This is a genomic window from Acidimicrobiales bacterium (genome assembly GCA_025455885.1).
In the GTDB taxonomy this organism is placed as follows: Bacteria; Actinomycetota; Acidimicrobiia; order Acidimicrobiales; family Acidimicrobilacustridaceae; genus Rhabdothermincola_A.
Window position 1 is genome coordinate 66891 of record JALOLR010000010.1, and the last position, 18782, is coordinate 85672.

General features: G+C 72.6%; 15 protein-coding genes, 1 tRNA gene and 1 pseudogene. 12 read left to right on the forward strand and 5 right to left on the reverse strand.

The genetic code is table 11. The features are described from left to right. The first annotated feature begins 19 nt into the window (after nucleotides 1-19). Nucleotides 20-610, forward strand: coding sequence for a MarR family transcriptional regulator (locus MUE36_10245; GenBank protein MCU0311311.1), 591 nt, complete (start codon nucleotides 20-22; stop codon nucleotides 608-610). Nucleotides 611-638: 28 nt separating this feature from the next. On the opposite strand, the gene MUE36_10250 is transcribed toward MUE36_10245, so the two are convergent. Beyond that, nucleotides 639-2558 (reverse strand): AarF/UbiB family protein, encoded by a 1920-nt coding sequence (locus MUE36_10250; protein MCU0311312.1) that lies wholly within the window; start codon nucleotides 2556-2558, stop codon nucleotides 639-641. A gap of 179 nt (nucleotides 2559-2737) precedes the next feature. Between MUE36_10250 and MUE36_10255 the strand changes: the two genes are divergently transcribed. The 5 genes and pseudogenes from MUE36_10255 (at nucleotide 2738) to MUE36_10275 (ending at nucleotide 7426) form a co-directional block, all read left to right on the forward strand. Next, nucleotides 2738-4267: a class I tRNA ligase family protein gene (locus MUE36_10255; GenBank protein ID MCU0311313.1), complete on the forward strand. Its 1530-nt coding sequence runs from the start codon at nucleotides 2738-2740 to the stop codon at nucleotides 4265-4267. Between the two features lie 5 nt (nucleotides 4268-4272). Continuing rightward, nucleotides 4273-5031: a TatD family hydrolase gene (locus MUE36_10260; GenBank protein MCU0311314.1), complete on the forward strand. Its 759-nt coding sequence runs from the start codon at nucleotides 4273-4275 to the stop codon at nucleotides 5029-5031. A 536-nt stretch (nucleotides 5032-5567) separates the two neighbouring features. Continuing rightward, nucleotides 5568-5789: pseudogene (locus MUE36_10265) on the forward strand (transglycosylase family protein). A gap of 76 nt (nucleotides 5790-5865) precedes the next feature. After that, complete coding sequence (gene rsmA / locus MUE36_10270) at nucleotides 5866-6696, forward strand: 16S rRNA (adenine(1518)-N(6)/adenine(1519)-N(6))-dimethyltransferase RsmA (protein MCU0311315.1); 831 nt, start codon at nucleotides 5866-5868, stop codon at nucleotides 6694-6696. Nucleotides 6697-6700: 4 nt separating this feature from the next. Next, a complete protein-coding gene (locus MUE36_10275) occupies nucleotides 6701-7426 on the forward strand; it encodes a 4-(cytidine 5'-diphospho)-2-C-methyl-D-erythritol kinase (protein MCU0311316.1) in 726 nt (241 codons plus the stop codon). Nucleotides 7427-7557: 131 nt separating this feature from the next. Here MUE36_10275 and MUE36_10280 read toward each other — a convergent pair whose 3' ends face one another. Continuing rightward, nucleotides 7558-7659 (reverse strand): AURKAIP1/COX24 domain-containing protein, encoded by a 102-nt coding sequence (locus MUE36_10280; GenBank protein MCU0311317.1) that lies wholly within the window; start codon nucleotides 7657-7659, stop codon nucleotides 7558-7560. A 91-nt stretch (nucleotides 7660-7750) separates the two neighbouring features. Next, nucleotides 7751-7822: transfer RNA gene (locus MUE36_10285), tRNA-Gln, on the reverse strand. Nucleotides 7823-7886: 64 nt separating this feature from the next. Between MUE36_10285 and MUE36_10290 the strand changes: the two genes are divergently transcribed. From MUE36_10290 to pth, 4 genes are all read left to right on the forward strand, one after another. Next, the gene (locus MUE36_10290) at nucleotides 7887-8993 is read left to right on the forward strand and encodes an NTP transferase domain-containing protein (protein ID MCU0311318.1); all 1107 of its coding nucleotides are present in this window, start codon (nucleotides 7887-7889) and stop codon (nucleotides 8991-8993) included. Between the two features lie 27 nt (nucleotides 8994-9020). Further along, on the forward strand, nucleotides 9021-10007 hold the full coding sequence (locus MUE36_10295) for a ribose-phosphate diphosphokinase (GenBank protein MCU0311319.1): 987 nt from the start codon (nucleotides 9021-9023) through the stop codon (nucleotides 10005-10007). A gap of 113 nt (nucleotides 10008-10120) precedes the next feature. Then, the gene (locus MUE36_10300; GenBank protein ID MCU0311320.1) at nucleotides 10121-10774 is read left to right on the forward strand and encodes a 50S ribosomal protein L25; all 654 of its coding nucleotides are present in this window, start codon (nucleotides 10121-10123) and stop codon (nucleotides 10772-10774) included. Further along, entirely contained in the window at nucleotides 10774-11397 is a 624-nt protein-coding gene (pth, locus tag MUE36_10305) for an aminoacyl-tRNA hydrolase (GenBank protein ID MCU0311321.1), read from the forward strand. Before MUE36_10300 ends, pth begins: the two co-directional genes overlap by 1 nt. A gap of 87 nt (nucleotides 11398-11484) precedes the next feature. On the opposite strand, the gene MUE36_10310 is transcribed toward pth, so the two are convergent. Both MUE36_10310 and MUE36_10315 read right to left on the reverse strand, forming a co-directional pair. After that, entirely contained in the window at nucleotides 11485-11916 is a 432-nt protein-coding gene (locus MUE36_10310; GenBank protein ID MCU0311322.1) for an OB-fold nucleic acid binding domain-containing protein, read from the reverse strand. A gap of 3 nt (nucleotides 11917-11919) precedes the next feature. Next, nucleotides 11920-14001, reverse strand: coding sequence for an APC family permease (locus tag MUE36_10315; protein ID MCU0311323.1), 2082 nt, complete (start codon nucleotides 13999-14001; stop codon nucleotides 11920-11922). 163 nt (nucleotides 14002-14164) lie between these two features. Here MUE36_10315 and mfd point away from each other — a divergent pair, with 163 nt between their 5' ends. Together mfd and MUE36_10325 are read left to right on the forward strand one after the other, a co-directional pair. Further along, nucleotides 14165-17632 (forward strand): transcription-repair coupling factor, encoded by a 3468-nt coding sequence (gene mfd / locus MUE36_10320; protein ID MCU0311324.1) that lies wholly within the window; start codon nucleotides 14165-14167, stop codon nucleotides 17630-17632. 7 nt (nucleotides 17633-17639) lie between these two features. Next, a complete protein-coding gene (locus MUE36_10325) occupies nucleotides 17640-18782 on the forward strand; it encodes a peptidyl-prolyl cis-trans isomerase (protein MCU0311325.1) in 1143 nt (380 codons plus the stop codon).

The window sequence follows — 18782 nt, forward strand, 5'->3', positions numbered from 1 at the left end:
GACGAGCGAGGTGGGGGCCATGGGTGCCGTGGGTGACGGTCCGGCGGATGGTGGAGCGGCCGGCGCTCCCCTGGGTCCGGCGCCCACAGGAGCGGGGCTCCTCGAGCAGGGCCTCGCCGGTCACGTCGCCCCGGAGCAGATCGGATCGGCGGCACTGGCGCTGCGGGCCATGCGCTTCGGCCGTCTCGTCGAGCGCGGGCTCCAGGACCTCCTGCGCCCCTCCGGGCTCGAGCGCTCGGAGTTCTCGGTCCTGTCGAGCCTGTTGTTGACGGCGCCCGGACGAGGTCAGAGCCCCAGCGAGCTCTCCCGGAGCGTGGTGCAGACCACGAGCGGGATGACCAAGACGGTCAACCGCCTGGAGCGTCGGGGTCTGGTGGCGCGGCGCGCCTCGTCGGGCGACGCCCGCCGGGTCGACATCGTGCTCACCGACTCGGGGCGGCGACTCGCCCGGGAACTGCTCGCCGGCCTGGTCGCCGGGTTCGCCGAACCGTTGGCATCGACCGACGAGGAGGCCGCCCGGGACCTCGCGGCGGCGCTGGTCGGCGTGCTGCGCGTCCTCGAGCGGGTGGAGGGGGTCGCCCCCACCGGTTCGCGCCCTGCTGACGACTGACGTCCGCGGCCGCCGGACGGCCGGCGACTCAGCGCCGTCGGGGGGAGAGTGCCCGGGCGAGGGCGCGCATGGCCAGCACCGACCCGGTGAGCAGCGAGAACAGCCCCAGCCCGGTGAGGAGGCCCTGGAGCTCGGTGTCGTCCTCGATGGCGGCGCCGAGCATCAGCAGCGAACCGCTCAGCAGGGTCCCGACCGCCACCACGACGATGGTGGCTCGGTCGAACCAGGCGCCCACCACCGCGGTGTCGTCGCCGCCGTAGCGCGAGGTCTGCACCTTCAGCTGGCCGGCCAGGAGCGCGCCGGCGGTCTGGTCGACCTGCGTCGGCAGGTCACGGAGCAGCACCACCGCCCGGAGCAGCTCCCGCTTGAGCATGGCCTCGTCGTCGAGCGCCTCCGGCCCGCCGTACCAGCCGGCCACGATCGACGTGGCGGCCGACCCGAAGTCGAAGTTCGGGTCGATGAGGTGCAGCGTCCCCTCGAGCGAGAACAGCGACCGGGACAGCACCACGAACGCCTGCGGGACGTGGATCCCGTGCTTGTCCATGACCGCGAAGACCTGGCGCAACATGGCGGCGTCGATCCCTCCGCCGGTCAGCTCCTCGCCGAGGATGCGGCTCACGTCGGCCTCGAGGGCGCTGCGGTCGACGCTCGTGGGCGTCGGTGCCACCCGGACGAGCCCCTTCACGACGATCGTCGGATCACGCAGCGTGGAGCCGAGGGCCAGGAGCTGGAGGCCCGTGAGGACGCGGGGGTCGAGGTGGCCGACCGAGCCGAAGTCGATCAGGCCCAGGCGGCCCGCCGGTGTCACGAGCACGTTCCCCGGATGGGGGTCGGCGTGGTAGAGCCCGTCCTGCAGGATCTGGCCGAGGAACGACGCCAGCAGCGTGTTGGCCAGCTCCGGAGCCGGTCGGGCGCAGCGCTCGACGGCCCCGGGCGTGCCGACCGACACCCCGTCGGCCACGTCCATCACCAGCACCCCGGCCGAGCACAGCTCTCGGTGGATCACCGGGATGTCGATCCCGTCGCCGCCGCGGTTGGCGGCGATCGCCTCGGCGTTGGCCGCCTCCCGCCGGTAGTCGACCTCCGCCTCGACGTTGCGGACCAGCTCACCGGCGAGGATGGTGAACCGGCCCGCGCCGCCCCTGCCGGTGTCGAGCAACGAGGCGAGGGTCATGAGCGCCTGGCCGTCACGGCGCACGAGCTCCTCGATCCCCGGTCGACGGCACTTCACGATCACCGGTCGGCCGTCGAGGAGTCGCGCCCGGTAGGTCTGCCCGATCGAGGCCGCCGCCAGCGGCTCCCAGTCGAACTCGGCGAACACCTCCTCGACCGGTCGACCGAGGCCGGCCTCGAGCTCGGGGCGCACCACGTCGGCGGTCGCAGGGCGCACGTCGGACTGGAGGTCGGCGAGCGGGCCGGTGACGGTCGGCGGGAGGGCGTCGGTGCGGGTGCTGGCGATCTGTCCGAACTTGACCAGGATCCCCCCGCACTCCTGGAGCGTGTCGCGCAGGCCCTCGCCGAACGCGGGGTCGTCGATCCCCGAGGCGCCTGCGTAGCGGAACCGCAGGATGCCGTTGCTACGGGCGATGCGAGCCACCTGGCGGCCCCGCCGCAGTGGATCGAGCTGGCGGCGGGCGGTGTCGACGGGATGGAGCGCCGCCGACACGGAGATGCGTCGGCGGGGGCTGTCGGTGGGGCCGACCACGAGCTCGATGACGACCGCGACGGCGAGCGTGGCGAGCAGGCCGGTGACGACGGCGATGGCCACGCGCCACCCGTCGCTCGTCGTGTCGACGGCGTTGGCGAGGAGCACGCCGCCGATCCACCCGGTGGTGGCGGCGAACAGTGAGGCGACGACGCCGATGCGGACCCCGAGGACGCGGCTGGCGAGCACGGCCAGGGCCAGCACCACCGGGACCGACACGACGAGCAGGACGAGCAGGTTCACGGCGTGGTCGCCGGCTCGGCCGGGTCGGCGGATCGGGTGGGTGGGTGGGGGTGCGCCACGGGCTCCTCGGGTTCTCGGATCCGTTGGACGGTCCGGGGACCGGCGCGGATGGGTCGTCACTCTAGGGGTCGGGTCGAGTCGGGTTCGGTGCCGTGCCGGCGCCCCGTAGCCTGACCGGCGTGCCCGACCGCTTCTACGTGACCACGCCGATCTACTACGTCAACGACGTCCCCCACATCGGCCACGCCTACACGACGGTCACCGCCGACGCGCTCGCCCGTTGGCACCGCCTCCTCGGTGAGGAGGTCCGCTTCCTCACCGGCACCGACGAGCACGGCCTCAAGGTCCAGCGGGCCGCCGAGGCCAACGGCATCAGCCCGCAGGAGCAGGCGGACAGGACGAGCGCACGGTTCCGCGAAGCGTGGGAGCTCCTCGGGATCTCCAACGACGACTTCATCCGGACCACCGAGCCCCGCCACACCGCGTCGGTGCAGGCGTTCATGCAGGCGATCCACGACAACGGGTGGATCCGCAAGGACACCTACGCGGGCCGATACTGCGTGGCCTGCGAGGCCTACTACACCGAGGCCGATCTGCTCGACGGCAACTGCCCCATCCACGGTCGACCGGTCGAGTGGCTCGAGGAGGACAACTGGTTCTTCCGGCTGTCGGAGTTCGCGCAGCCGCTGCTCGACTGGTACGAGGCCAACCCGGGCGCGGTGCAGCCGGAGGGCAAGCGCAACGAGGCGCTGGGCCTCATCCGCCAGGGCCTCGAGGACGTGTCGATCTCCCGCACCTCGATCGACTGGGGGGTCCCGGTCCCCTGGGACGAGGGCCATGTCTTCTACGTCTGGTACGACGCCCTCATCAACTACGCCACTGCGGTGGGCTACGGGGCCGACCCGGCGGGCTTCGCCGAGTGGTGGCCCGAGGTGCACCACCTGATCGGCAAGGACATCCTGCGCTTCCACTGCGTGTACTGGCCGGCGATGTGCCTGGCGGCGGGCATCGAGCCACCGAAGCGGATCGCCGTGCACGGGTTCCTGCTCGTGGGGGGCGAGAAGATGTCGAAGACCCGACTCAACCAGATCTTCCCCGCCGATCTCGTCGGGGACTTCGGCGTCGACGGCTTCCGGTACCACTTCCTGCGCGACACGCCCTTCGGCCCCGACGGCGACTTCTCGTACGAGCAGATGGTCACCCGGTACAACACCGACCTGGCCAACAACCTCGGGAACCTCCTCGCCCGGGTGGCGACCGTCGTCGCGAAGAAGTGCGCAGGGGTGGGTCCGGCGCCGTCACCCGGGTCGCCGTTGGCGGCGGTGGCGGCCGACGCCTACGCGGCCACGGTGCGGGGATGGGCGGGCATCACGCCGAGTCTCGCCCTCGAGGCCACATGGCGCCTCGTGGCGGCGGCCAACGCCCATCTCGAGGCGCACGAGCCGTGGAAGATGGACCCCGGCCCCGAGGTCGACGCCGTCATGGGCGACGTGCTCGAGGTGCTGCGCATCGTGGCCGTCCTCGCCAGCCCCGCCATCCCGGATGCGTGCGCGGAGATCTGGACCCGGATCGGCCTCGACGGTCGCCCGGACGACGAGCGTCTGCCGGCCGCCGCGGCGTGGGGCGGCTACCCGGGCGGGTCGACGGTCGTCAAGGGCGAGGGTCTGTTCCCCCGACTCGTCCCACCGGCCTCCGACACGGTGGGGTAGTCGTCGTGGACGCGCCGCTGCGCTGGACCGACGACCACTGCCATCTCGACCACGACGGGGATGCCTCCGCAGCCGTGGCCGATGCCCGCGCCGCCGGCGTGCTGCGGCTCGTCGACGTGGGCACCGACCTCGCCAGCTCCCGGCGCGCGCTCGAGACGGCCAGGACCGTCGAGGGGGTGTGGGCGACGGCCGGTCTCCACCCCCACGACGCCACCGCCGGCCTCGACGGCATCGAGGACCTCCTCGACGAGCCGGAGGTCGTGGCCGTCGGCGAGTGCGGGCTCGACTACCACTACGACCACTCGCCCCGAGCCGTCCAACGCGAGGTCTTCGCCGCCCAGGTGGCCTGGGCGCACCGTCACGACCTGGCGCTGGTGGTCCACACCCGCGAGGCCTGGGACGACACCCTCTCGATCCTGGTCGCGGAGGGTGTGCCCGAGCGCACCGTCATCCACTGCTTCAGCGGCGGCCCGGAGGAGGCGAGGCGGTTCCTCGACGTCGGCGCCCACCTCTCGTTCAGCGGCATCGTCACCTTCCCCAGCGCCGCGGAGGTGCGCGAGGCGGCGGTGTCGTGCCCTGCCGACCGGCTGCTCGTGGAGACCGATGCGCCCTACCTGGCCCCGGTACCTCACCGCGGTCGCCGCAACGCCCCCGCCCTGGTCCCGGTGGTGGGGGCGGCGGTGGCCGCCGCCCGCGGTGACGACCCCGCCGCCGTGGCCGCGACGACCTGGGCGAACGCCGAGCGGGTGTACCGCCTGGTCTGAGCGGGTGCCCGACGTCACATGACGAAAGTTGCGGTTGTGTTGCGATCTGTTTAGGGTCGACACCTGGCTCCGGGCGGAGTTGACGACGGACGCGCTGCGTCCGGCGCGGCCACGCCGTGGACCCCGTCCTGTCGTCGCACCAAGGGATCACCGCCCTGAACGGTTCCACCGCTCCGTCGCAGCGTCGCCTGATCGTCGCCCTCGTGGTGACGGTCGTCTGCCTGCCGCTCCTCGGACTCCAGCTCCTCGACCGAGGGGCAGGGTCGTCCGACGCGGCGATGGTGAGCACCGACGGTGGCGACCCGAGCCTCATCGCCGCCCGGGCGCCCTCCACGACCGTCCCCACCACGGTGGAGCCGACCGTCGCTCCGGTCGAGGAGCCCACCACGACCGAGGCCCCGACCACCACGGCGGCGCCGACCACGACCGCCGCCCCCCGCACGACGACCACGACCGCCGCGCCGCCGCCTCCGCCACCGCCCCCTCCTCCTCCGCCCCCGCCGCCCCCCCCGGCGCCGACGGTGAGCGCCGGCAGCGACTGGGACCGCCTCGCGCAGTGCGAGAGCGGCGGCAACTGGGCCATGAACAGTGGCAACGGCTACTCCGGCGGCCTCCAGTTCCACCCCGACACCTGGAACCGCCACGGCGGCGGGGCCTTCGCTCCGTACGCCTACCAGGCCTCCCGGGAGCAGCAGATCGTCGTCGGCGAGCGGGTCCGGGCCACGCAGGGCTGGGGGGCCTGGCCGGCGTGCTCTCGCAAGCTCGGCCTGCGCTGAGCGGGCCGCGCACTCTCGCCAGGCCGACACCTGCTCCGCGGGGCCGGGTCGTGGTGACGTGACCCTCACGCGCTCGCAGGTGGTCGAGCTCCTCGACCGCCACGGTCTGGCGCCGAGCCGGGCGCTCGGGCAGAACTTCGTGGTCGATCCCAACACGGTGCGCCGCATCGTCCGCGTCGCCGAGGTGCACCCCGGCGACCCGGTCGTCGAGATCGGGCCCGGCGTGGGCTCGCTCACGACCGCGCTGGCCGAAGCGGGGGCGGAGGTCGTGGCGGTCGAGCTCGACCGCCACCTCATCGCGCCGCTCACGGAGGTCGTCGGCCCGCTCGGGGTGCGGGTGGTCCGCGGCGACGCGCTGGAGGTGGACTGGGGCGAGGTGCTGGCGGGGCACCCGCGTTGGGCGCTGGTCGCCAACCTGCCCTACAACGTGGCCACCACCGTCGTGCTGCACCTCCTCGACGAGGTGCCTGCCGTCGACCCGATGGTCGTCATGGTCCAGCGCGAGGTCGGTGAGCGGTTGGCGGCCCCACCGGGGACCCGCACCTACGGCATCCCGTCGGTGAAGCTGTCCCTGTGGGCGACGGCCGAGGTCGTGGCCCGGGTGCCGGCGACCGTGTTCCTCCCGCCGCCGAAGGTCGAGTCGGTCCTCGTGCGCATCCGTCGTCGCCCCGTCCCCGCGGTCGACAGCGACCGGGAGGTGCTGTTCTCCCTGGTCCGCCAGGCGTTCGGCCAGCGGCGCAAGATGCTCCGGCGCTCGCTCGCCGACCGGGTCTCGCCCGCGCAGTTCGCCCGGGCCGGCATCGCCCCCGAGTCGCGTCCGGAGGAGCTCGGCATCGAGGCGTGGGGGGCGCTCACCGACGCCGTCGTGGCCGGACCTGTGCCAGGGTGACGCGATGAGCGCCCCGACCACCGTCACCGCGCCGGCGAAGCTCACCCTCACCCTGCGGATGACCGGCCTGCGCGACGACGGCTACCACCTCATCGACGCCGAGATGGTGACCCTCGACCTCGCCGACACGTTGCGGATCGACCCGTCCGGCGACGGCCTGGAGCTGCTCGACGCCCACACCGGCCTGGCCCACGACGTCGGCGCGGGCGACGACAACCTGGTGCGGAGGGCGCTGGTCCTCGCCGGTCGCCGGGCCCACGTCGTGGTCACCAAGCGCATCCCCGCCGGGGCCGGCCTCGGCGGCGGCTCGGCGGACGCCGCCGCGGTGCTGCGCTGGGCGGGGCACACCGACCTCGTGGCGGCGGCGGCGCTCGGCGCGGACATCGCCTTCTGCCTCGTCGGGGGCCGGGCCCGGGTCACCGGCATCGGCGAGATCGTCGAGCCGCTCCCGTTCGAGGCGCGCACGCTGACGTTGCTCACCCCGCCGTTCGGGTGCTCCACCCCCGCCGTGTACCGGGCCTGGGACGACCTCGGCGGCCCCGTCGGCGACCACGGCAACGACCTCGAACCCGCCGCGTTGGTCGTCGAGCCCCGTCTCGCTGAGTGGCGCGACCGCCTCGGCGACGCCACCGGCCTCCGGCCGCGGCTCGCCGGCTCGGGTTCCACGTGGTTCGTGGACGGGGCGTTCCCCGGCGACGGCCGCATCGTCGCCCGGACCGTTCCCGCCTGAGGCGGTGCCGCACTCGGGCGGGACGCTCGGGACGGTGATGTCCCCGCCCGCACGCGAACCCACCCGGCGTCAGCGGCCGGGTGGGGGAGGGGTGGACGTGGCTGGTGGGCGAGCGCCCCGCGGACGGGGGACTACTTGCCGGCGGCGCGACGCTGGAAACGGGTGCGCTTGAGCATCTTGCGATGCTTCTTCTTGCGCATCCGCTTGCGCCGCTTCTTGATCAGGGAACCCATGAGGGCGATGACCCTATCGGGCGAGGCCCCCGTCGTGCGAAAGCGTCGCCGGCCGGCGGGGTGCTGCCGGCGCCGGCGGTCGGGAGGCGGGCTCGGGGGCAGGGACTCGAACCCCGAAGACCAGGACCAAAACCTGGCGTGTTGCCAATTACACCACCCCCGAAGGATTGCGCCGACGGTACCACCGCGGGTCTCCGGGGCCCCCGGCGCCGCAGTAGAAAGGGGCGATGGAGCGAACCCTGTCCGCCGTCGTCCTCGCCGCCGGAGAGGGGACGCGGATGCGTTCGTCCCGGCCGAAGCCGCTCCACCTGCTCTGCGGCCGGGCCATGGTGCTCTACGTCCTCGACGCCCTCGAGCTGTGCGACGTGCGTCGCGCCGTCGTGGTCGTCGGCCACGGGGCGGAGCGGGTCACGAAGAAGCTGGTCGACGAGGCGCCCCACCTCCCGCTCGAGTTCGTCGAGCAGCACGTCCAGCGCGGCACCGGCGACGCCGTCAGCGTTGGGCTCACGGCGTTCCCCGCCGAGGACCTCGACGACGCCGACGCCGACCTGCTGGTGCTGCCGGGTGACACGCCGCTGCTGCGGCCGGACTCCCTCGCCGCCCTCGTCGCCGCTCACCGGGCCGCCGATGCGGCCTGCACGGTGCTGACCGCCCACGTCGCCGACCCGACCGGCTACGGGCGGGTGGTCCGCGGACGCGACGAGCGCGTCGACCGCATCGTCGAGCAGGCCGACGCCACCGAGGCCGAACTGGCCATCGACGAGGTCAACACGTCGATCTACTGCTTCCGGGCCAGCGTCCTGGCCCCGGCGCTGCGCCGTCTCAGCCCCGAGAACGCACAGGGCGAGTACTACCTGACCGACGTGGTGGAGGTGCTCGCCGCGGCCGGGTACACGGTCGCCGCCCTCGCCGTCGCCGACCCCGCCGACACCCAGGGCGTGAACGACCGACTGCAGCTCGCCGTGGCCGAGGCCGAGCTGCGGCGTCGGACGAACGAGGCCTGGATGCGACGCGGCGTCACGATGGTCGACCCCTCCCGGACGTCGGTGGACGCCACCGTCGAGCTCGCCCCGGACGTGACCCTGTTCCCCGGCACGATGCTCCAGGGTCGGTGCCGCATCGGCTCGGGCGCCGAGATCGGCCCCAACACGAGGCTGGTCGATTGCGTGGTGGGCGCCGGGTCGGTCGTCGAGCACACCGTGGGCCGCGACGCCGACGTGGGCAGCGCCGCCGTGGTCGGACCGTTCGCGTCGCTCGAGCCGGGGAGCCGGGTCCCCGACGGTGCGCGGACCGGCGCGTTCTACACTGCGGGTCCGGCCGACCGGGCCGAGTAGTCCCGCCCGTCTCCGACACGCCAGGGGATGTCCATGGAGCTGGTCACCAAGAAGCGTCTCCACCTCGTCTCGGGGCGGGCCAACCTCGCCCTCGCCGAGGAGATCGCCGAACGGCTCGGGATCACCCTCGGCCACGCCAACCTCGGCCAGTTCGCCAACGGGGAGCTGCACTGCCGCTTCGGGGAGTCGGTGCGGGGCTCGGACGTCTTCATCATGCAGAGCCACACGGGCGCCGAGGGGATGTCGGTCAACGACGCGCTGATGGAGCAGCTGATCATGGTCGACGCCGCCAAGCGGGCGTCGGCGAAGCGCATCACCGCAGTGGCGCCCTTCTACGGCTACGCCCGCCAGGACCGCAAGTCCGAGGGTCGTGAGCCGATCACCGCCAAGCTGGTGGCCAACATGTTCAAGGTCGCCGGTGCCAAGCGCCTGATCAGCGTCGATCTGCACTCCGGGCAGATCCAGGGCTTCTTCGACGGCCCGGTCGACCACCTGACGGCGATGCCGGTGCTGGTCGAGCACATGAAGCAGCTCGGTGACGACCTGGTGGTGGTGTCCCCCGACGCCGGGCGGGTGAAGGTGGCCGAGCGCTACGCCAACGCCCTGCACGCCGACCTGGCCATCGTCCACAAGCGCCGCGTGAAGGGGCAGAAGAACGCCGTCGAGGCCCGCGACGTCGTCGGCGAGGTCGAGGGGCGCACGTGCGTGCTCATCGACGACATGATCGACACGGGCGGCACGATCGTGGCCGCCGCGGAGCAGCTCAAGGAGCACGGCGCCGACGAGGTGCACGCCGCCTGCACCCACGCCGTGCTCTCCGGTCCCGCGATCGACCGCATCAAGAACTCGGTGCTGTCCCGTGTCATCGTCACCAACACGGTGCCGTTGCCCCCCGAGAAGCAGCTCGACCAGATCGAGGTCCTGTCGGTGGCGGGGGTGCTCGCCGATGCCATCGACGCCGTGTTCGAGGACACGTCGGTCAGCGAGATCTTCGGCGGCCACAACCAGGCGTAGCGCCCCGGGGCCGGGGTGGGGGATTTCCCGATCCGGGGGCCGACCGGTAGGCTGTCCCGTCGGCTTCAGCCCATTCTCCCGGCCGCGCCCGTCTTCCCAGGAGCTCCCCCGTCATGGAAACCGCCCTCACCGCCACCACCGGTCGCATCACCGGCTCGCGATCCTCCGGCCGGCTGCGCGAGACCGGCATGGTGCCCGGCGTCGTCTACGGCCTGGGCCGTGACGCCGTCCCGGTGGCCGTCGAGTGGTCGGACCTGCGCCGGGTGCTGAGCACCGAGGCCGGGCTCAACGCGCTGATCGACCTCGAGGTCGACGGCGAGACCGAGCTCACGCTGGTGAAGGACATGCAGCGTCACCCGGTGCGCCGCAACGTCATCCACGTCGACTTCCTCCGCCTCGACCGGAACTCACCGGTGTCGGTCGACGTGCCGGTCGTCGTCAACGGCTTCGCCAAGGACGTCGAGGACCGCAGGGGCATCGTCGACCAGCAGATGAAGACGCTGACGGTGAACGCCAAGCCCGCCGACATCCCCACCCAGTTCGAGACCAACGTCGACGAGCTCACGATCGGCGGGGTCATCACCGTCGGCGACATCGAGCTCCCCGAGGGCGTCACCACCGACGTGCCCCTCGACGCTCCGGTGGTGGTCGGGGTCGGTACCCGCTTCACCGTCCTGTCCGACCACGGTCTCGACCTCGACACCCCCGAGGGCGAAGAGGCCGGCGGCGAGGGCGACGAGGCGGCCGAGGGCGGCGCCGAGGACTGATGGCGTTCGGGTCCCGGCGCGGCCAGGCGCCTCGCCGGGGGACCCCCGCCGACCTGCTCGTGGTCGGGCTCGGCAATCCGGGTCGCGAGTACGCCGGGTCCCGACACAACGTGGGGTTCGAGGTGGTCGACCTGTTGGCCCGGCGCCACGGCGCCACCCTCAAACCGGGCCGGGAGCGCTCCCTGGTCGGCGAGGTCCGCATCGACGGGGCCCGTGTCGCCCTGGCCGAGCCGTCCACCTACATGAACCTGTCCGGCGAGGCCGTGGCCCCGCTGGTGCGCCGCTACGGCATCGACGATCCGGCGCACCTCGTCGTGGTGCACGACGAGCTCGACCTCCCGCTCGGCCGGGTGAAGGTCAAGTCGGGCGGCGGGCTGGCCGGCCACAACGGCCTGCGCTCCATCAAGGCCCACCTGCACACCGCGGACTTCGTGCGGATCCGGATCGGCGTCGGTAAGCCGCCGACGAAGGAGCAGGGCGCCGACCACGTCCTGCGCCGCCTCGGCAAGGCCGAACGGGCCGAGCTCGACGTGGCCGTCGAGGAGGCCGCCGACGCCGTCGAGGCGATCCTGGCCGACGGGGTGGACGCGGCGATGAGCTCGGTGAACGCCCGCACCACGTGATCGACGGTGGTGCCCTCCCCCCCGGTGTCGAGGCACGTCTCGCCATGCCGCCGGCCGGTGGGGGATGCGGTGCGGCCCGTCGGCTCGTCAGTCGGAGTGGGTGGGCGCGGCCGAGCGTCCGGGGTTGTCCTCGGTCCAGGCGGGGAGGTCGACCTCGACCGGGAGGAGTTGGTACTCGGGGTTCATGATGGCGAGCTGACCTCGGATGGCGGTCACCCTCCCTTCGGCCACGATCCGGGCCCCCAGACGGACACCGGCGATCTGTCGTCGCCCGAGGAACACCACGGTCAGGCCTCCGGTTCGGTCGGCGATGGTCAGCTCCAGGCTGGCCACCTCGGCCCAGGGCTGGACCCGCATCGCCCGCACCCGGCCGGCCACCTTGACGTGCTGCCGCCACCGGACGCCGCCGATGGGCTCGACCCCTCTGAGAGCGACCTGACCGAGCTCCTCGTAGGCGGCCTTCGTGGCCGCGAGGCGACGGGCCTCGGCTTCGCGCTCGCGGCGGCGGAACAGCGCCACCGGTCATCGACCTCCTGCGCCCGGGGCGCCCTCGGCGGGCTCACGTTCGTCGTCGTGGCCGTGACGGTGGTGCTCGCCGATGCCGACCGTGCCCGACAGCGTGCCGTGGGGGACCCTCTGGACGTGTTGGCCCTTGGCCGTGTGGGTGAGGTGGTAGGGGACGAACGTGACGTTGGCGTGCGGAACGTCGCCGAGCGCCTTGGCGATGCTGTCGGCGGTCCGGTCGTGGAGCAGTCGATGCCAGGCCGAGCGGTACTCGCGTCGGGGGATGAGGACCGTGACCTCGGTCTGTCCGTCGCCGGCCAGCTCGGACACCAGCTCGAGCACCGTGCGGGTGATGCGCCGGTCGGGGCACTCGCGCACCTCGAGGGGGAGCCGCTCGAGGGGGAGGCGGGTCCAGTCGGCGGCCAGCTCGGCGGCGTGCTGCTCGTCGACGGCGATGTGGACGGCCCGCAGGTCGTCGGGGGTCAGGGCCCGGGCGTACTGGATGGCCCGGGCGGCGGTCTTGTCGAGTCGGTCCACGAGCACCACGACGGAGTGCTGGCGGAGGATGGGTGCCTCGACCGCCTCCCGGGCGTCGTCGTAGAGCTCGCTACGCTCCGCCTCGTACTGGCGGTTGAGGCGGACGACCACGAACACGAAGACGGGGATGAGCAGGAGGATCACCCACGCGCCCCCCGTGAACTTGGCGGCCGCGATGACGATGGTGACGACGCCCGTGACGAACGCGCCGGTCCCGTTGATCGCCAGCCCCTTCCGCCAGTGCGGTTCCCGCAGGCGCAGGTGTCGTCTGGCCATGCCGGTCTGGGACAGCGTGAAGCTGAGGAACACCCCGATGGCGTAGAGCGGGATGAGCCTGGTGACGTCGGCCTGGGCGATGATCACCAGCACTCCGGCGGTGACGGCCAGCGCGATGATGCCGTTCGAGAACACGAGGCGGTGGCCCCGCTTGATGAGCTGGCGGGGCATGAACGAGTCTTCGGCCTGGAAGCTCGCCAGGCGGGGGAAGTCGGCGAAGCCCGTGTTGGCGGCGAGCACCAGGATGAGCATCGTGGCGATCTGGGTGAAGACGAACATCACCGTGCCCGCCCCGCTGTCGCCGTAGATGGCCTGGCCCAACTGGGCGAGCACCGTCTTTCCCTGCACCGGGACGGTCTCCATCTGGGAGGCCAACCAGGAGATGCCGAGGAACATCGCGCCGAGCATCGAGCCCATGACGACGAGGGTGATGTTGGCGTTGCGCCAGCTCGGCTCGCGGAAGGCGGGCACCCCGTTGGAGATGGCCTCGACACCGGTGACCGCCGCCCCGCCGGAGGCGAAGGCGCGCAGGAGCAGGATCCAGCCGACCACCTGGACACCCTGGGCCTCGGCGAGTTGCTCGCCTTCGAGCTCGACGGGTTCGAGACCACCGCCGACGGTCGCCTTGTAGATCCCGTAGCCGATGAGCAGGGCCATCGCGACGACGAAGCTGTAGGTGGGCACGGCGAACAGCCGGCCCGACTCGCGCACTCCGCGGAGGTTGCCGAGCGCGATGATGGCGATGAACGCGAGGGCGATGGGGACCCGGTACGGGTACAGCTCGCCGAACACCGAGTAGAGCGCCGACACCCCGGCCGACACCGAGACCGCGACCACGAGGATGTAGTCCGTGAGGAGCGCGACGCCGGCGACCTGCGCAGGGATCACCCCGAGGTTGTCCTTGGTGACGATGTAGGCCCCCCCCGCCGACGGGTAGGCCTTGATCGTCTGTCGATAGCTCAGGATGAGGATGGCGAGCACCGCGATCATGGCGATGGTGATCGGCATGACGTAGTCGAAGGCGACGAGGCCGATGCCACCCACCACGAGCAGCGTGTGGAGGATCTCCTCGGTGGCGTACGCCGCGGATGAGAGGTTGTCGCTGGCGAAGACGGCCAGCGCCGTGGGCTTCCCGAGCCGCTCGTGCTGGAGCTGGTCGGTGGTCAGCGGGCGTCCGAGGACCCGGTTCTTGAGGCGATAGCGCCGGCTCTCGGGGAGCTGGACGCCTGTCGAAGGGGGGAGGGGGAGCGGTCCGGAGTCGGTCCGGGCGTGCGTGGGTGCGGCCATACGTGCGTCAGTTGACACCCATGGACGGGGCGGACGCAATCACCGTCGCGCCCGTATCCTGACGTGCTTTCGGCAAGTCCTGAAAGGGTTTTCCGGTATGGGCTCGTGCGGCGTGGCGGCGCCGGCGGGCGGTGCGGGACGCGCCGGTAGCCTCGACGGTCCCGTGCCCCTCTCCGACCTCCCCGCGCTCCTGGCCGACGAGCCCGGCCTCACCGCCGTCCTCGGTCGCCGTGACGCCGTGGTGGCGGTCCCCGAGCCGGCACGGGCCATCACCGTGGCGGGCCTGGTGCGACGGTCGGGTCGCCGGCCCCTCGTCGTGGCGGTGCCGACCACGGGGGAGGCCGAGCGCCTGGTCCACGATCTCGCCGCGTTCCTCGGGCCCGATGACGTCGACCTCTTCCCGGCGTGGGAGACCCTCCCCTTCGAGCGGGTGAGCCCGGGGGTCGAGACGATGGGTCGTCGCCTGCGCACGCTCTGGCGCCTGCGCGACCCCCAGCGTGCCCCTCGGGTGGTGGTGGCCCCGATCCGCGCGCTCGTGCAGCGCCTCGGCCCTCACGTCGCCGACGCCGAACCGCTCGTGATCGGGAGGGGCGAGGTGCTCGATCCCTCCGAGCTCGTCGAGCACCTGGTCGCGCTCGGCTACCGCCGCGAGTTCCAGGTCGAGCACCGCGGGGAGCTGGCCGTGCGGGGATCGATCGTCGACGTCTATCCCAGCACCGCCGACGCGCCGGTGCGGATCGACATGTGGGGCGACGAGGTCGACCGACTCACCGAGTTCTCCCCGGCCGACCAGCGCGCCACCGTCGATCTTGCCGAGGTCGAGCTGTTCGGCTGCCGTGAGCTCGTGCCGACCGACGAGGTGCGGGCGCGTGCCGAGGCCCTGGTGGCGAGCCAGCCCTGGGGGCGCGAGCAGTGGGAGCGCCTTGTCGAGGGGCAGATCTTCGACGGGATGGAGTCCTGGCTCCCGTGGCTCGTCGACGACGGCGACGACGGCCCGACGGTCCTGTTCGACCTCGTCGACGCCGACGCCCAGGTGCTCCTGGTCGAGCCCCGGCGGATGCGCGACCGCGCATCCGACATCCTCGCCGAGGAGGAGGACCTCGCCCGCACGCTGGCCCGTACGTGGGGGGCCGACGACGGCGGTGAGGGGTTCCCCGAGCTCCACGTCGGGTTCGACCGCCTGCTCGTGCGCACCACCGCACCCGTCTGGACGCTCACCAACGCCCCCGAGGGCCCGGACGTGACCACGGTGTCGGCGTCGGGATGGAACCCGGTCGTCGGTGACGGCGACGGGCTCACCCGCCAGCTCCGCGACATGCTGGCCGACGGGTATCGGGTGGTCGTCGCCGCCGACGGCGCCGGCTCGGCCGACCGTCTCGTGGCCCTGCTCGGCGACCAGGGCGTCGCCGTCGAGCTCGCCGTGGGGGCCGTCGACCTCACGGCTCCGGGAGGCCACGTGGTCGTCGCCCCGCTGGAGCGGGGGTTCTCGCTGCCCGCGATCAAGCTGGCCGTGCTGGCCGAGGGCGACGTCACCGGTCGCCGTCGGGCCCACCGTCGAGCCAGGCCCCGCAAGGTCGCGGCCCAGGGGTACTTCGACGACCTGAAGGTGGGCGACCACGTCGTGCACCACCAGCACGGTGTGGCCCGGTACGGCGGCATGGTCACCAGGGCCATCGGCGGCGCCGAGCGCGACTACCTGCTCCTCGAGTACCGCGGCGACGACAAGCTCTACGTCCCGTCCGACCAGATCGACGCCGTTCGTCACTACACGGGCGGCGACTCGCCGACGCTGAGCCGCCTGGGGGGCGGCGAGTGGCAGAAGAGCAAGGCGCGGGTCCGGGCCGCGGTCACCGAGATCGCCCAGGAGCTCGTCGTCCTCTACCAGAAGCGGGTCAACGCCGAGGGCCGGGCCTTCGGCGTGGACACGCCGTGGCAGCACGAGCTCGAGGCGTCCTTCCCCTTCGAGGAGACCCCCGACCAGCTCAAGGCCATCAGCGAGGTCAAGGCCGACATGGAGGCCCCGCCGCCCATGGACCGCCTGGTGTGCGGCGACGTCGGCTTCGGCAAGACCGAGGTGGCGGTTCGGGCGGTGTTCAAGGCGGTGCAGGACGGCACCCAGTCCGCCGTGCTGGTCCCGACCACGCTGCTCGCCCAACAGCACTTCACCACCTTCAGCGAACGATTCGCCGGCTATCCGATTCGCGTGGAGGTGCTCAGCCGGTTCCTCACCAACGCCCAGGCGCGCAAGGTCGTGGACGGCCTCGCCTCGGGTGAGGTCGACGTGGTCATCGGCACGCACCGCCTCCTCGGCCCGGATCTCACGTTCAAGGACCTCGGGCTGCTCGTCGTCGACGAGGAGCAGCGCTTCGGCGTCTCCCACAAGGAGGCCATCAAGAGCCTCAAGGTCGGCGTCGACGTGCTCACCCTCACGGCCACCCCGATCCCGCGCACGCTCGAGATGAGCCTCACGGGCATCCGTGACCTCACACTGCTCAACACCCCGCCGAGCGAGCGCCAACCGATCCTCACGTACGTCGGCGAGTACGACGAGAGGGCGGTCGCCGAGTCGATCCGCCGCGAGCTGCTGCGCGAGGGCCAGGTCTTCTTCGTCCACAACCGGGTGCAGGACATCGAACGGGTCGCCGGCGAGCTCCGCGACCTCGTCCCCGAGGCCCGCATCGCCGTCGCCCACGGCCAGATGGACGAGGGGTCCCTCGAGCGGGTCGTGCTCGACTTCTGGGAGGGCGAGTTCGACGTCCTGGTGTGCACGACGATCATCGAGAGCGGCATCGACATGCCGACCGTCAACACCCTCGTCGTCGACCGGGCCGACCTCCTCGGACTCGGCCAGCTCCACCAGCTGAGGGGACGCGTGGGCCGGTCGGGACAACGGGCCTACGCCTACCTCTTCACCCCACCCGACCGCGTGCTCACCGAGGAGGCCTACGAGCGGTTGAAGACCATCGGCGAGGCCACCGACCTGGGTTCGGGGTTCAAGATCGCCATGCGTGACCTCGAGATCCGCGGGGCCGGCAACCTGCTCGGCACCGGTCAGAGCGGGCACATCGCCGCGGTCGGGTACGACCTGTACTGCCAGATGGTCACCGAGGCGGTGGCCGAGCTCAAGGGCGAAGAGCCCAGCGAGCCCGCCGAGATCAAGATCGACCTCCCCTTCGACGCCAACCTGCCGGTCACCTACGTCGAACGCGAGGAGCTCCGGCTCGAGGCCTACCGCCGCCTCGCCGCCGTCACCGACCAGGTCGAGGTGGACGACATCGCCACCGAGTGGATCGACCGCTACGGGCCGGTCCCCCCGGCCGCACAGGCCCTTCTCGCCGTCGCCCGGCTGCGGGCCGAGTGCGCGCGCACCGGGGTCCGCGACGTGACGGTCACCAAGGGCACCGGGTTCGGCGGGCCACGGTACGTCGCCCGGCTGTCGCCGTTGGTCCTGCCCGCGTCGAAGGTGGTGCGCCTGGAGCGGCTCCACAAGGGGAGCCTCGTGAAGCCGGCCCTCGAACAGGTGCTCCTGGCCGTGGGGTCAGCCGAGACGGCGGCGGCGGAGGTGACCGCCGCCCTCCGGGACCTGGTGCCCGGGCGGACTGTCGACGCGGAGGGGGCTTCGGTAGGGTGACCGACTCGTGACGACGCGACGCCGCCTCCCCCTGCTCCTGTCCGCCCTGGTCGCCGTGGCCGCGCTGGTCGGGGCGTCCTGCTCGACGGTCGCTCCCACGGCCCTCACCGTCGACGGCTTCTCGCTGTCCGAACGTGACTTCATGGACCAGCTGGAGTCCATCGCCGCCAATCAGGCCTATCTCGACGCCCGGGCCGCGCAGGGAAGCCCCGTGGTGCCCGAGGGCACCAACGGGGCCACCTTCTCCACCGCGTTCACCTCCCAGTACCTCAACGAGCGGGTGAGCTTCGTGCTCGCCGAGCAGGAGAACGAGGCCCGGGGCCTCGAGGTGACCGAGGCCGATCGGCGCAACGCCGAGCTGCTGCTCAGCCTGAACCTCTCGCCGAACCCCGGCGCCGGTGACGCCAGCACAGCCGATCCCGAGGGCCTCGCCGTGCTCGACGGGTTCGCCACGAGCTACCGGGACGCGCTGGTCGAGGGGGTGGCCAACGTGTTGGTCCTGCGCCGCGACATCCTCGACCGGGCATCGACCGAGGACGGCCTTCGGGCCCTCTACGAGGCGCAGGCCGACGAGCTCGGGGAGCAGGCGTGCGTCAGCCACATCCTGATCCGCGCCGGCACCGGCCAGGCGCCGCCGACGCCCGAGGAGCTCGCCGCGGCCCGCGAGCGCGTCGACGCCGTCGCCGACCAGCTCCAGGGCACCGCCAACTTCGCGGCATTGGCGGCCACCTCCTCCGAGGACCCTGGAAGCGCCGGCAACGGCGGGGACCTCGGCTGCGCTCCCCAGGGCAGCTACATCGAGGCCTTCGACGCCGCGGTCTGGTCCCAACCCGTGGGCGAGGTCGGCGAGCCGGTCGAGACCGACTTCGGGTACCACCTCATCCTGGTCACCAAGCGGGGCCAGCTCACCTTCGAGGACCTGCGCGACCAGCTGTCCGCGGCGGTCGAGGAGAACAGCGACGCCCTCCTCAACGACTGGCTCCGGACGGCGGCCTCAGAGGCCGACGTCACCGTCGGCCCCCGCTTCGGCCGTTGGGCCGCCGAGGAGGGGCGGGTCGTCCCACCCCAGGGTGCCCAGTCGCCGGTCGGCGCCGAGCTCGACCCGGCGCTGGCCGAGCTCCTCGGTGGCGGGGCCCCCGTCGGAGGCTGA

Excerpts from the sequence above, each read along its gene's own strand:
- MUE36_10275 (MCU0311316.1), top strand. The coding sequence starts at position 6,701 with ATGAGCGCCCCGACCACCGTCACCGCGCCGGCGAAGCTCACCCTCACC.
- MUE36_10315 (MCU0311323.1), bottom strand. The coding sequence starts at position 14,001 with ATGGCCGCACCCACGCACGCCCGGACCGACTCCGGACCGCTCCCCCTC.
- MUE36_10295 (MCU0311319.1), top strand. The coding sequence starts at position 9,021 with ATGTCCATGGAGCTGGTCACCAAGAAGCGTCTCCACCTCGTCTCGGGG.
- MUE36_10300 (MCU0311320.1), top strand. The coding sequence starts at position 10,121 with ATGGAAACCGCCCTCACCGCCACCACCGGTCGCATCACCGGCTCGCGA.
- MUE36_10245 (MCU0311311.1), top strand. The coding sequence starts at position 20 with ATGGGTGCCGTGGGTGACGGTCCGGCGGATGGTGGAGCGGCCGGCGCT.
- MUE36_10280 (MCU0311317.1), bottom strand. The coding sequence starts at position 7,659 with ATGGGTTCCCTGATCAAGAAGCGGCGCAAGCGGATGCGCAAGAAGAAG.
- MUE36_10290 (MCU0311318.1), top strand. The coding sequence starts at position 7,887 with ATGGAGCGAACCCTGTCCGCCGTCGTCCTCGCCGCCGGAGAGGGGACG.
- pth (MCU0311321.1), top strand. The coding sequence starts at position 10,774 with ATGGCGTTCGGGTCCCGGCGCGGCCAGGCGCCTCGCCGGGGGACCCCC.